This window comes from Aquibium microcysteis (assembly GCF_014495845.1).
Taxonomy (GTDB): domain Bacteria; phylum Pseudomonadota; class Alphaproteobacteria; order Rhizobiales; family Rhizobiaceae; genus Aquibium; species Aquibium microcysteis.
The window spans coordinates 2,429,951-2,443,605 of sequence record NZ_CP061080.1 but is presented as its reverse complement, the minus strand read 5'-3'; the positions used below and the strand labels follow the sequence as shown (position 1 = coordinate 2,443,605).

The 13,655-nt window shown below is 69.3% G+C and carries 10 protein-coding genes; 3 read left to right on the top strand and 7 right to left on the bottom strand.

Annotated features, from left to right (window positions below; genetic code table 11):
* Positions 1–5 precede the first annotated feature (5 nt).
* Positions 6–1,301 carry a lipopolysaccharide biosynthesis protein gene (locus tag IAI54_RS11325; protein ID WP_187972438.1) on the bottom strand — a complete coding sequence of 432 codons (1,296 nt, stop codon included), beginning with the start codon at positions 1,299–1,301 and terminating at the stop codon, positions 6–8.
* 214 nt (positions 1,302–1,515) lie between these two features.
* Between IAI54_RS11325 and IAI54_RS11320 the strand changes: the two genes are divergently transcribed.
* The 3 genes from IAI54_RS11320 (at position 1,516) to IAI54_RS11310 (ending at position 6,317) form a co-directional block, all read left to right on the top strand.
* Positions 1,516–4,287, top strand: coding sequence for a GumC family protein (locus IAI54_RS11320; protein ID WP_187972437.1), 2,772 nt, complete (start codon positions 1,516–1,518; stop codon positions 4,285–4,287).
* Positions 4,288–4,392: 105 nt separating this feature from the next.
* The gene (gene folD / locus IAI54_RS11315; RefSeq protein ID WP_187972436.1) at positions 4,393–5,292 is read left to right on the top strand and encodes a bifunctional methylenetetrahydrofolate dehydrogenase/methenyltetrahydrofolate cyclohydrolase FolD; all 900 of its coding nucleotides are present in this window, start codon (positions 4,393–4,395) and stop codon (positions 5,290–5,292) included.
* Positions 5,293–5,354: 62 nt separating this feature from the next.
* On the top strand, positions 5,355–6,317 hold the full coding sequence (locus tag IAI54_RS11310) for a GlxA family transcriptional regulator (RefSeq protein WP_187972435.1): 963 nt from the start codon (positions 5,355–5,357) through the stop codon (positions 6,315–6,317).
* Positions 6,318–6,345: 28 nt separating this feature from the next.
* Here IAI54_RS11310 and IAI54_RS11305 read toward each other — a convergent pair whose 3' ends face one another.
* The 6 genes from IAI54_RS11305 to zwf all read right to left on the bottom strand — a co-directional run bounded on the left by IAI54_RS11305 (position 6,346) and on the right by zwf (position 13,476).
* Positions 6,346–6,525, bottom strand: coding sequence for a hypothetical protein (locus IAI54_RS11305; protein ID WP_187972434.1), 180 nt, complete (start codon positions 6,523–6,525; stop codon positions 6,346–6,348).
* 92 nt (positions 6,526–6,617) lie between these two features.
* A complete protein-coding gene (locus IAI54_RS11300) occupies positions 6,618–8,510 on the bottom strand; it encodes a glycoside hydrolase family 15 protein (RefSeq protein ID WP_187972433.1) in 1,893 nt (630 codons plus the stop codon).
* The gene (locus tag IAI54_RS11295; RefSeq protein WP_187972432.1) at positions 8,510–9,391 is read right to left on the bottom strand and encodes a glucose 1-dehydrogenase; all 882 of its coding nucleotides are present in this window, start codon (positions 9,389–9,391) and stop codon (positions 8,510–8,512) included. The genes IAI54_RS11300 and IAI54_RS11295 overlap by 1 nt, the downstream gene beginning before the upstream one ends.
* Positions 9,392–9,465: 74 nt before the next feature.
* Positions 9,466–11,283: a phosphogluconate dehydratase gene (gene edd, locus IAI54_RS11290; RefSeq protein ID WP_187972431.1), complete on the bottom strand. Its 1,818-nt coding sequence runs from the start codon at positions 11,281–11,283 to the stop codon at positions 9,466–9,468.
* Positions 11,280–11,987 carry a 6-phosphogluconolactonase gene (pgl, locus tag IAI54_RS11285; RefSeq protein ID WP_187972430.1) on the bottom strand — a complete coding sequence of 236 codons (708 nt, stop codon included), beginning with the start codon at positions 11,985–11,987 and terminating at the stop codon, positions 11,280–11,282. Before pgl ends, edd begins: the two co-directional genes overlap by 4 nt.
* A 19-nt stretch (positions 11,988–12,006) precedes the next feature.
* Positions 12,007–13,476, bottom strand: coding sequence for a glucose-6-phosphate dehydrogenase (zwf, locus tag IAI54_RS11280; protein WP_187972429.1), 1,470 nt, complete (start codon positions 13,474–13,476; stop codon positions 12,007–12,009).
* Positions 13,477–13,655 lie beyond the last annotated feature (179 nt).

The following is a 13,655-nucleotide window of genomic DNA, read 5'->3' as shown; positions in this document are numbered from 1 at the left end:
CCTGCTCAGAACGGTCGCGGCCGCATCTTCATCGCCGAGTAGGTGAGTCCCGCCGATGCCAGGTACAGCAGGGCGAAGGCCGCATTGAGGGCCATCACCATCGTCTCCGTCGCGCCCGCGTTGAGCAGGAGCACGACGAGCAGCAGCGCCTTCAGACCTGCCAGCAGGGCGAGGTTGAGTGCGCGCAGCAGCGTCTGGCCGCGGGCGAAGAGCAGTTCGGCATGGTACTCGACCAGATTGCGCAGGCCCGGGACGAAGAGGGCGAGCAGGACCAGTGGCGCTGCCTCGGCGACATTGCTGCCGAGCAGACGGGGCTCGATGCGCAGCGCCAGCGCCAGCGCCAGAAGCCCGGCGGTCGAGACGACGAACACCCCTGCTTCGAGGCCGATCCTCAGCATCCGGCGCGAGAGCATCTCGGGAGCGCGCATCATCCGCTGCACCAGCATCATGGTGAAGGTGCGGATCGGAATGGCGGTGAGATCGATGAGCCGCATCACGATCGCGTAGATGCCGGCGAGGTGCGGGCCACCGATCGCCAGCACCAGCAGCTTGTCCATCTCCATCTGGAGGTAGAAGATCATCTCGGCTCCCGCGACATACACGGAATCGGCAAGCCGGCGCAGATAGAGCCGCATGCGGAAGCGGATGCGCCGGCGGGGATGGAAGAAGCCGACGGCGACGGTCAGCGACAGGGCGTTGGCGGCGAGATACCACGCCGCCCAGCCGGCGAGGTCGGGCGAAGCCGAAAAGGCGAAGGCCATGGCCGCCATGGCCCGGATCGCCGTGGTCAGGATCGCCAGGAACGCGGCCCGTCCGAATCGGCCCATGCCGTTGTTGACGATGATGACTGCCTCGACCGGCCTCCAGAACAGTGTCTCGGCCACGATCAGCAGGGCGAAGACGCCCGGCGCCATCTTGCCGGCGAACAGGACCAGCCAGACGGCATAGCTGGCCGCCGCCAGGACGGGCAGCGACAGTGCCGACATGACCAGGAAGCCGCCGGTGAAGACCCCTATCAGCAGCGGCTTGACGGTGGCGGCCCGGTAGAGCGCCGAGACGAAGCCGAAGGCGAGGATGCGCGACAGCATCACGCCAGCCGCCGAGGCGGTCGCGAAGAGGCCGAACTCGGCGATCGACAGGGTGTTGGCGAGCGCGACGAAGTAGACCAGCGAAAAGACCAGCCGGCCGACCGACCCGCTCACCGCCGTCGCGTAGTCGCGCAGCAGCCCGGTTCGTGCAGCGAGGAAGCGGATGATCCTTTGCATGGAGCCCGACCCGGGGACCCCGCCTGCCCAAGTCACGATGCGGGTTCCCGATGGCGTCGATCGTCGAAACCGCAGGCTAGCTGAGAATCCTTAACCCGGCGTGATGCGCGCCGGGTCCCGCCTTTTCCCGGTTTGCGGCATGCTCCGGCGTCGATCCGGTGCATGCGCGTTAACCATTTGTTTCCCACGCCTCTTTAGTTTGCCTTAACGAAGGTGCGGCTCGGCGCACCCGTTGGAACTGCAGCGCGTCATGCCCGACCACGACAACCGCCATCGGAGCGACAGGATCGGCTCGCTCCTGAGCCTCGTTCCGGCCTTGCACGCTGCGACGGGCACGGAGGGCCGCCGTCCGTCCGACGATGACGGCGTATCGGCGTCCGAGCGCCACCGGCGGGCGCGCTCGCGAAGGGAAGCCGCGGCGAGCCCGCTGATGGCGGCCCTTGCCCAGGCACGCATGAAACGGGAGGAACCCGAACCGCGCTCCGCAGAGCCTGAGACTTTCGCCGAACACGAGCGCGAGCTTCGCGCGCTTTTCGCATCCGATGCCCGTCGCCGTGCATCCGCGCCAGCGCCCGCCGCGGCGCCGGAGCCGCAACCCAAGGAACTGGCGGACGTCGGCTTTCCGGCGAACGTCGACGCCGGCCGTCCGGTGAAAGGGGACACGCCCGAACCGCCGCCCGCCGTCGCCCCGGCCGCCGCTCCGCCACGGGTTCCGGCACGGGCCGCGGACGAGGAGCCGCCGGCGATCCGGCCCGTCTACGCGTCGGCTTCCGATCCGGGCGACACCCACTGGCGTCCGCTCATCGATCCGGTGCAGGTGGTGCGCGGGGTGCTGCGATCAGGTTGGATCATCGCCGCCACCACGGTGTGCGGAGCCGCGATGGCTGCCGCGCTCGCGCTGTCGACGCCCAAGCAATACGTCGCGCTGACCGAGCTGATCGTCGACCCGCGCCAGCTCCGCATCGTCCAGAACGAGCTCACCGACGGCGGCCTTTCGGCCGAAGCCATGCTCGCGGTCGTCGAGAACCAGGTCCGTGTGCTCCGGTCGGGCGTCGTGCTGGGCAAGGTCGTCGACACGCTCGGCCTTGACCGCGATCCCGAGTTCAACGGGACCCGCAGCGGCGGCCCCCTGAGCTTCCTCGGCAACCTTCGCGCGCTGATCTCGTCAAGCGGCGATTCGGGGGACCCGTCGCTGCGCCGGCGTACCCTCGCGATCGAGCATCTGGGCGAGGCCACGGACGTGGTTCGCGGCGGCAAGACCTTCGTCGTCGCGGTAACCGCGCGGACGGAAGATGCCGGCAAGTCCGCCCTGATCGTCAACACGCTGACCGACGTCTTCCTCGAAACCTACGGTTCCATCCAGGCCGGTGCCGCGGGACGGGCATCCGACGAGATCTCCGCCCGCCTCGCGGAGCTGCGCAGCGGGGTCGAGGACGCCGAGCGGAAGGTCGAGGCGTTCAAGTCGGAGAACGACATCGTCGATGCCCAGGGCCGGCTGATCACCGACGACGAGATCGTGAAGCTGAACGACCAGCTGTCGACCGCGCGTGCCCGGACGCTGGAACTGCAGGCGCGCGCCGATTCGGCGCGAACGGTCACGGTCGACGCCGCGCTGGCCGGAAACCTTCCCGAGCAGACGAGTTCGCCGGTCCTGACCGAGCTGCGCACACAGTATTCGCTGCTGCGGCAGGAGGCCGACCGCATCGGCACGCGCCTCGGACCACGGCATCCGGAGCGTGTCGCCATCGATGCGCAGGTGGACGCGGCGCGTGCCCGCGTCGAGCAGGAACTGCGGCTGGTGGCCTCGTCGATCCAGGTCGAGCTGCGCCGGGCCGTGCAACTGGAGCAGGACCTGGCGGCCCGGCTGGCGCAGCTCAAGGCGCGGCAGGCCGGCCTGAGCGGCGAACTGGTGACGCTGCGCGAACTCGAGCGCGAGGCGACGGCCAAGCGGGCCGTCTACGAAGCCTTCCTGCTGCGCGCGGGAGAGACCGGACAGCAGCGCGACCTGAACACGGCCAATGTCAGCGTCATCTCGAAGGCCACGCCGCCCCTCGAGCCGTCGGGGCCGTCGCGCAGCATGATGACGCTTCTGGGTGCCTTCCTGGGCTTCGGTGCGGGAGTGGGTATCGGCGTGGCGCGCGGCGTCGTCGGCAGCCTGCGTGCGGACGGGGCGGGCGAACGGCCGGAACAACCGCCCCGCACGCCTTTCCCGCGGGCGGCAGCCCGGCTGCTGCGCCGCCCGGAACATGCCGACGAAACGACAGTAAGCGCGCGTTCAGATGCGCAGGACGCAAACCGCCCCGAACAGACGGCCGCCTTGGCCGAGGAGACAGACATGCATCACGCACGTGCCCCGATGGGCTGGACTCCGAACGACAACCCGATGCCGGCCGATCGCTATCCGGCCCCGCAGAGCCTCGCGCCCTATCCCCAGGGGGTTCAGTCCTCCGAGCCGCCGCGCCAGTGGATGCATCCTGCCGGTCCGGCTGCAGGATACGCGCCTTACCCGCAGGCACCCGCCTATCCGCCGGCGCCGTCCTATCCGCAGGGCTACGCACCGGCGCAGGGCCATCCGGGCATGCAGCCGCAGGCCTATGGCCAGCCGGCCGCGCCGCAGATGCCGCCGCAGGGAGCGGGCTACGCACCCTATCCGGGGCATCCGCAGAACTGGACCGGTCAGGCGCCCGCGCAGAACTACCCCTCCCAGCCGATGGATCCGCGTGCCTATCCCTACGCCGAGCGCCCGGCCTGGAGCCATGCACAGCAGGCAGCCATGGCCGAGCCGGTATATCCCTATGGCTACCCGCAGCCGCAGCCGCAGGCAGGTGGCTGGCCGCAGTCGGGCTGGCAGCAGCCCGCTGCCCCGCCGCCGGTGCGCCGCGATGCGCCGCCCGCGCCGCAGGCCTCGTCCGGCGGCGACGGCGACAAGAGCGCCATCGAGGAGATCCGCGACAGCCTGCGCGAGTTCCGCGTCGCGCTGCGGGACCTCGCGGAAAGCCGCGGCCGCCGACGGTTCCTCTGAGCGCATTTGCGGCAGAACGTCATCGAGGGGCGCATTGACGCGCTTACGATCGCTGCGAATGTCGGATAAGGCTGACCTTCACCAGGCATGGCAGGAGGAAGCGGGATGACCGATGTGATCGATGGCAAGAAGGTCGCCGAGGAGGTGGTCGCGGCCGTCAAGGACGGCGCGGCGAAACTGATCGCGGAGACCGGCGTGACGCCGGGCATCGCCGTGGTGATCGTCGGCCACGATCCCGCCAGCCAGGTCTACGTCAACTCGAAGTCGCGCAAGGCAAAGGAGTGCGGCTTCCATTCGGACCAGCACGAACTGCCGGACGATACGTCCGAGGCCGATCTTCTCGCGCTCATCGACCGGCTGAATGCCGATCCCGCGATCCACGGTATCCTCGTGCAGCTGCCGTTGCCGAAGCAGATCGATTCGGGCCGGGTGATCCAGGCGATCTCGCCGGACAAGGACGTCGACGGCTTCCATTTCGTCAATGTCGGCAAGCTCGGCACCGGCGAGATCGCGTCCGCCTTCGTGCCCTGCACCCCGGCGGGATCGATGCTCCTGATCGAGCGGGTTCGCGGTCGCGACCTGTCGGGCCTCACAGCCGTCGTCGTCGGACGATCCAACATCGTCGGCAAGCCGATGGCGAACCTGCTGCTTTCGGCCAACTGCACGGTCACCATCGCCCACAGCCGGACGAAGGACCTTCCGGCGCTCTGCCGGACGGCCGACATCCTCGTCGCCGCGGTCGGCAGGCCCGAAATCGTCAAGGGCGACTGGGTCAAGCCCGGTGCGACCGTCATCGACGTCGGCATCAACCGCATCGACGCGCCGGAGCGCGGCGAGGGCAAGACGCGCCTCGTCGGTGACGTCGCCTTCGACGATGCGGCCAGCCAGGCCGGCGCGATCACGCCGGTGCCGGGCGGGGTCGGCCCGATGACCATCGCCATGCTGATGGCCAACACGCTGGTCGCCGCCTGCCGCATGGCCGGGGTGGAACCGCCGCGCTTCTGACGCGGCAGGGGACGGCGCCGCCGTCCTCGCCCGGACCGTTTCCTCCTGTGCAACCGGAACCCATGGCCGACAGCGTCGATCCCGCCCGACAGTTCGCTTTCCTGCTCGTGGACAAGTTCTCCATGTTCTCGCTGGCGGCGGCGATCGACACGTTCCGGTCGACCAACCGGCTCATCGGCCGCGACTTCTACGCCTGGACGACGGTCTCCGTGGACGGCGAATCGGTGATCGCCTCCAACGGGCTTCCGCTCAAGGTCGATTATTCGGTCTCCGACATGCCGGCGGCCGACATCCTGTTCGTCTGCGTCGGGCTGGCCACCGAATTTCCCGGCAAGAGCCGGGTGCTCGGCGCGCTGCGCTCCTGGGGGCGCAAGGGCGGCTCGCTCGGCGCGCTGTCGGTGGGCGCGCATCTTCTTGCCGAGGCAGGGCAGCTCGAAGGCCATCGCTGCACCATCCACTGGGAAAACCGCGCCGGTTTCCAGGAGCGGTTTCCCGACATCCAGTGCACCGGCAACGTCTACGAGATCGACCGCAAGCGCTACACCTGCGCCGGCGGCACCACGTCGATCGACCTGATGCTGGAGATCGTACGCGCGGATTTCGGCGCGAGCGTCGCCAACGAGGTCGCCAACCAGTTCCACCACGAGCGCATCCGCGGCGCCACCGATAGGCAGCGCGTCGGGCCGGAGCGCGACCTGACGGGCAAGTCGGAGAAGCTGAAGAAGATCGTGGCGCTGATGGCCGAGCGCCTCGACGAGCCGCTGTCGGCGGTCGAACTGGCGAAATCGGCGGGGCTGTCTGTGCGTCAGGTCGAGCGGCTGTTCCTGCGCCACCTCAACATGACGCCGGGGCGCTACTACATGCGGCTGAGGCTCGAACGGGCGCGCGAACTGCTGCGCCAGACCAATCTGCCGATCCTCGACGTCGCCATCGCCACCGGCTTCACGTCGCATTCCTATTTCGCGCAGAGCTACAGGCTGCAGTTCGGCCGGCCGCCGAGCGAGGAGCGGCGCACCACCTACTGAACGCCGGTCTTCGCCGGTCGCGGAAACGTCAGCGGCCGCTTCTCGACATGTCGATCTGGCGTTCGCGAATGATGGCGTCGAGACGCTCCTGGGTGAGCACCTCCGGGGGCGGCTCGACCGTGTCGCGGGTCTCGACCCGGTAGGGGGAACCGCCGCAGGCGGACAGGACCAGGGGCGCGCACAGGGCGAGCAAGGCGATCTTCTTCATGCCGGCATATCTAACGGTGACGGCGGCGGCCGGCAATCGCTTTCGCTACCCGCCGTGAACGCGTGTTCGCGTGAGACGATCCGGCCGCGGACCTACTGGCCGGCCGACGCCTTCGTGCCCGCTGGCGCCCTGTCCGACGGACCGTTCCGCGGCGCGACCCGCCGCGCCCGCTGGTCGGCCGGTCCCTCGGCGCCGGCGAGGTTGCAGGCGGTGTTGACGAGGCCAATGTGCGAGAAGCCCTGCGGGAAGTTGCCGACGAGGCGGCGGGCGACCGGGTCGTATTCCTCCGCCAGCAGTCCGAGATCGTTGCGCAGGCCGAGCAGCCGCTCGAACAGCGCGTTGGCCTCGTCCATCCTGCCGAGCATGGCATAGGCGTCGGCGAGCCAGAACGAGCAGGCGAGGAACGCGCCCTCGCGTCCGCCGACGCCGTCGTCGACCTCTTCCGTCGCATAGCGCAGCACGAAGCCGTCATGCAGCAGCTCGCGCTCGATCGCGGCGACCGTCCCGGCGAGCCGCGGATCGTCGCGCTTGAGGAAACCGACCTGCGGCATCAGAAGCAGGGACGCGTCGAGCGCGTCTCCGCCGTAGTGCTGGACGAAGCTGTTCTTGCCCGCGTCGAAGCCGTTGCTCACGACGTCGCGGCGGATGGCGTCGCGCACCCGGCGCCACCTCTCGACCGGCCCGTCGAGACCGTGCCGCTCCGCGCTCCTGATGGCGCGGTCGAAGGCGACCCAGCACATCACGCGCGAATGGGTGAAGGCCCGGGGCGGGCCGCGGACTTCCCAGATGCCGTTGTCGAGCGTCTGCCAGACGGCCTCGACGTGTTCCAGCAAGGCCTTCTGGAACTGCCAGGATTCCTCCAGCGAGCTCAGTTCCGCCTCGCGGGCGGCGTGAAGGGCGTCCATCAGCTCGCCGTAGATGTCGAGCTGCAACTGCTCGGCCGCGCCGTTGCCGACGCGCACGGGCCGGCTGTTCTCGTAGCCCGGCAGCCAGGGAATCTCGATCTCCGGCAGCCAGCGCTCGCCGGAGATGCCGTAGACGACGTCCAGCTGCTGCGGGTGGCCGGCGGCCGCGCGCAGCAGCCATTCGCGCCAGGCGGCCGCCTCCTCGCGGTAGCCGCAGTCGAGCAGGGCGTAGAGCGTCAGCGTGGAATCGCGGATCCAGCCGTAGCGGTAGTCCCAGTTGCGGGTGCCGCCGAGTGCCTCGGGGATCGAGGTCGTCGGTGCGGCGACGATGCCGCCGGTGGGGAGATAGGTCAGGAGCTTGAGGGTGATCAGCGACCGCATCACCGCCTCGTGGTGCGCGCCCCGATAGGTGCAGCGGCGCGACCATTCCCGCCACCACAGGGTCGTCTGATGCAGGCTCTCGGCATGATCCTCGACGAAATGCGCCATCTTGTGGGAGCGGTGGTAGGACAGCGTGAAGGAGACGTCCTCGCCGGCGCGCACGACGAAATCCGCATGCGTCGTCATGTTGCGGCCCGACAGCGGCACGCGGGAATGCAGTTCCACGGCATCGGGGCCGCTGATGGCGCTGAGGCCGTAGTCGCGACGGCGCACCCACGGCACCGCTTCGCCGTAGTTGAAGCGCAGGATGAACTCCATGTGCATCGGCACCGCGCCGCTGACGCCGCTGACGATGCGCACGACCTCGATCTTGTCCTCGTCATGGGTCAGCGGCATGAAGTCGGTCAGCGTGACGACGCCGGCCGCCGTCTCGAAGCGCGTTTCGAGAATGGCCGTGCCCGGAAGATAGCGGCGCGTCGTCCGCCCCGGCTCCACGGGCGCGACGAGCCAGCGTCCATGTTCGGGTCCTCCCAGAAGAGCGGCGAAACAGGCGGGCGAATCGAAGCGCGGGGCGCAGAACCAGTCGATCGAGCCGTCCCTCGCCACCAGCGCGGCAGAGACCATGTTGCCGATCAGGCCGTAATCCTCGAGCGGCTTCGATCGTGCGCGGGAGGCTCCGGTGCCGAGAACGTCAGCCATCAGCCGGCTCCGCGGAAGGATGGATAGAGGCTCATGCCGCCGTCGGCGACGAGGCTCGTGCCGACAATATAGTCGGCATCGTCGGAGGCGAGCCAGGCCACGGCGCGGCCGACGTCGTCGGGGGCGCCGATCCGGCCGTAGGGGATGAGTTCGAGCAGTGCATCGCGCGCCTCGTCGGACTGCCAGGCATCGGCATTGATCGGCGTGCGGATCGCGCCGGGCGCCACGGAGTTGACGCGGATGCGGCGCGGGGCGAGTTCCTGCGCGAGCGATTTCATCAGCAGCATCACGCCGCCCTTCGAAGCCGCGTAGTTCGCCTGGAAGGCCCAGGGGATGAATTCGTGCACGGAACTCGTGAAGATGATCTTGCCCGCTGCGCGCGACACGTCGGGGCGGAGCCCCTGGCTGAGGAACCGGCGCGCCGCGGCGCGTGCTGAAAGGAAGGCGCCGGTGAGGTTGACGTCGATCACCTGGCGCCAGGCCGCCAGCGACATCTCCTCGATCGGCGCCGCCTGCTCGATGCCTGCATTGGCGACCATGATGTCGAGCGCGCCGTAGCGTTCGACCGCCGCCTCGGCCATGGCTTCCACCTGCGCTTCGTCGGTCACGTCGGCCGGAAACGGGCTCGCGGTATCGCCGGCGCGGCGGATCGCCTCCACCACCGCGTCCGCCTCGGCCGCCGATCGCGGGTTGGGGCGATGGTTGACGATGACGGATGCGCCGGCGGCGGCGAGCGCCGTCGCGATCGCGGTCCCGATGCCGGAGGATGCGCCGGTGACGACCGCCACCTGGCGGGAGAGCGATCGGCTGTTTTCCGGTTTCGGCCGGACGTCGCCGGAGGAGGGGGAGCGGGAGGGCTCGCGGTACGCGTGATCAGCCATGACGACCGATCTAGCGCATCTTGCGCGCGTGGAAATGGCGCCGGTTCGTTTTTCGGCTCCCCCACCTCGGCGCGTCAGCCGAACACCGCGGCTCCCATGTCCGCCCGGCCCGCCATCGCGCGGAAGCCGGCGAAGAGTTCGCGGCCCATGCCGTAGCCGTTGGCGGTCAGGTCGGGCCGGGGGGCGGGGCGCGCAGCCAATTCGGCTGCGTCGACCAGAACCTCGAGCCGGCCGGTCTCGCCGTCGACGCGGATGACGTCGCCGTCACGGATGCGGCCGATCATGCCGCCCTCGACGGCCTCCGGCGTGACGTGGATGGCTGCGGGGATCTTGCCGCTCGCGCCCGACATGCGCCCGTCGGTGACGAGCGCGACCTTGTGACCGCGGTCCTGGATGACGCCCAGCACCGTGGTCAGGCGGTGCAGTTCCGGCATGCCGTTCGCCTTCGGGCCCTGGAAACGCACGACGGCGACGAAGTCGCGGTCGAGTTGCCCGGCCTTGAAGGCGGCGTTCAGCGCTTCCTGGCCGTCGAAGACGAGCGCCGGCGCCTCGACCACGCGGCGCTCCGGCTTGACCGCGGAGGTCTTGATGATGGCGCGGCCGAGATTGCCTTCGAGCACCTTCAGTCCGCCGGTCGGCTGGAACGCCTTGGGGAAGGGGGTCAGCACCTTCTCGTCGCCGCTCACTGCCGGTGCCGGCTCGCGCGCGACGGAGCCGTCCGGCGTCAGCTTCGCCTCCACGGCGTAGGGCCTCAGGCCCGTCCCCCAGACCGTCTCGACGTCCTCGTGCAGCAGTCCGGCGTCGAGCAGTTCGCGGATCAGGAACCCCATGCCGCCGGCGGCATGGAAATGGTTCACGTCGGCGAGACCGTTCGGATAGACGCGGGCGAGCAGCGGCACGGCGTCCGAGAGGTCCGAGATGTCCTGCCAGGTGAGGGCGATGCCGGCGGCGGCGGCCATGGCGATGAGGTGGATGGTGTGGTTGGTCGAGCCGCCGGTGGCGTGTAGCCCGACGACGCCGTTGACCACCGAGCGCTCGTCGATCATCCGGCCGGCCGGGCGGAAGTCGTTGCCGAGCGCGGTGATCGCCAACGCGCGCCTCGCCGCCTCGCGGGTCAGTGCGTCGCGCAGCGGCGTGCCGGGGTTGACGAAGGAGGCGCCGGGCAGGTGCAGCCCCATGATCTCCATCAGCATCTGGTTCGAGTTCGCCGTGCCGTAGAAGGTGCAGGTGCCGGGGCCGTGGTAGGATTTCGACTCGGCCTCCAGCAGTTCCGCGCGGCCGATCTTGCCCTCGGCGTAGAGCTGGCGGATGCGCGCCTTCTCGTCGTTGGGCAGGCCCGACGTCATCGGACCGGCCGGGATGAAGACGGCCGGCAGGTGGCCGAAGGTCAGCGCGCCGATGACCAGTCCCGGCACGATCTTGTCGCAGACGCCGAGATAGACGGCGGCGTCGAACATATCGTGCGACAGGCCGATGGCGGTCGCCATGGCGATCACGTCGCGCGAGAACAGCGACAGTTCCATGCCGGGCCGCCCCTGCGTGACGCCGTCGCACATGGCCGGCACGCCGCCCGCCACCTGCGCCACGCCGCCCGCCTCGCGCGCGGCCTGCTTGATCAGCGCCGGGAAGGTCTCGAAGGGCTGATGCGCCGACAGCATGTCGTTGTAGGAGGTGATGATGCCGAGATTGGCGATCGTGTCGCCGGCGAGTGCCGCCTTGTCGCCCGGCACGCAGGCGGCGAAGCCGTGCGCGAGGTTGCCGCAGGACAGGACGGCGCGGTTGACGCCCTTACCGACGGCTTCGTCGAGCCGGCCGAGATAGGTCTCGCGGGTCGGGCGCGAGCGCTCGCGGATGCGATCGGTGATGGCCTCGATGGCGCTGGTGGCGGTCATGGCTTCTCTTCCTGGCTGGGAGCCCAGTAGATGATCGGCGTCGTCTCGGCGGCGTCGAGGACGCGGCGGACGGGCAGGCACGCGTCCGGCGCGGCCAGCGCCGCCTCCAGCACGGTCCGCTTGGCGCGACCCTCGATATGCAGGACGAGCATCCGTGCGTCGGCGAGGCGCGGCAGCGCCAGTGTCAGCCGGGGCTCGCCGGCGCTCGGCGCGTGCACCGCAAAGACGGCCTGGCGGGTCAGGGGATCGAGCAGTTCGTCGAGATTCTCGGCATCGGGAAAGAACGACGCGGTGTGGCCGTCGCCGCCCATGCCGAGCACCACGACGTCGATCGGGAACAGGATCTCCAGCATCCGCAGGTCGGCGCGCTGGGCCGCCACCTCGACGCTGTCGGCATCGCTGTAGAGCGCAATCAGGTGGGAATCGGCCGCAGCCTCTTGAAGAAGGTTCTCGCGGACCAGGCGCTCGTTGGATCGCTCCGACGAAGGCGGGACGTATCTCTCGTCGACGAGGGTGATGGCGACCTTCGACCAGTCCAGCGCCCGCGTCGCCAGCGCGCGGAAGAACCGCACCGGCGTCGTGCCGCCGGAGACGGCGAGCGTCGCGCCGCCGCGTTCGGCGATGGCCGCGCGAAGCGCCTCCGCCACGGCATCGGCCTGGGCTTCGGCGAGATCCTGCGGCGTGGCGAATTCTCTCCAGTCCAAGGCGCCTCTCCCTTCCTGCCTATTGCGGGTCGTGCCAGGTCCGGCCGTCGCGCTCGATCAGTGCGATCGACCCGGACGGACCCCAGGTCCCGGCGGTGTAGCCGTGCGGCTCCTGGCCGGAATCCTCCCACGAGGCGTGGATCGGATCGATCCACCGCCAGGCGGCTTCCACCTCGTCGCGGCGCATGAACAGCGTCTGGTTGCCGCGCACGACGTCCATCACCAACCGCTCGTAGGCGTCCGGGTTCCGCACGCCGAAGGACTGCGCGAAGCTCATGTCCAGCGGCACGTGGCGCAGGCGCATGCCGCCCGGGCCGGGATCCTTGATCATGATCCACTGCCGCACCCCCTCGTCGGGCTGCAGGCGGATGACCAGCTGGTTGGCATAGACCATGCCGGCCTGCTCGCCGAAGATCGAGTGCGGGATGTGCTTGAACTCGATCACGATCTCGGATGCGCGCGTCGCAAGGCGCTTGCCGGTGCGCAGGTAGAAGGGCACGCCCGCCCAGCGCCAGTTGGCGATCTCGGCCTTGATGGCGACGAAGGTCTCGGTGCCGCTCGGGCCGCCGAGCTCGTCGGCATAGCCGCGCACCGCGCCGCCCGACGACGCTCCGGCGCGGTACTGCCCGCGCACCGTGACCTTCGAGGCCTCGCCGCCATTGATGCGGCGCAGCGAGCGCAGCACCTTCAGCTTCTCGTCGCGCACGGCGTCGGCGTCCATCGAGGCGGGCGCCTCCATGGCCACGAGGCAGAGCAGCTGCAGAATGTGGTTCTGCACCATGTCGCGCAGCGCGCCGGCCTTGTCGTAATAGCTCACGCGGTCCTCGAGCCCGACGGTTTCGGCCACCGAGATCTGGACGTGGTCGATGTGGGCGGAGTTCCACAGGGGCTCGTAGAGCGCGTTGGCGAAGCGCAGCGCCATCAGGTTCTGCACCGTCTCCTTGCCGAGATAGTGGTCGATGCGGAAGATCTGGTGCTCGGCGAAGACCTGGCCGATCTGGTCGTTCAGAGCCCGGGCCGAAACGAGGTCGCGGCCGATCGGCTTCTCCACCACGATGCGCGCCTGGGGCGAGGCGAGGCCGTGCTCCTTGAGCTTCAGGCAGATGGCACCGAACAGCGAGGGCGCCACGGCCATGTAGAAGACGCGGATGCGGTCGCTGTCGCCGATGGCGTTCTTCAGGTCGTCGAAGCCTTCGCCGCTGACGGCGTCCACCGCGACATAGGACAGCCTGGCGAGGAAACGGTCCAGTTCCTCCTCGACGATGTATTTCTCCGGCACGTGGTCGACGATCGCCTTGCGGGCGAACTCCCGATACTCCGCCTCGCTCAGCTTGGAGCGCGACGCGCCGACGACCCGGGTCGGTTCCGAGAACTGCCCGGCAATCTGACGCTGGTAGAGTGCCGGCAGCAGCTTTCGCTCGGCGAGATCGCCGGTCGCACCGAAGGCGATGAAGTCGAATGGCTCGACGGGGATGATCTGGCTCGTCATGGTCGGTACTTTCCGGACGTTCTGCGGAGGCTATAATCTAATCGATTTAGAAAGGCCAGAGCGGCCCATCCCGAAAGGCCAGCCCGATCGCGTCCCGGGAACGTGCTTGACACCCGCGGTGGGCGGGGCTTTCACCATGTCTCGTCGACGCGCCCCTGCTGCACTGCAGCATAAGTCGG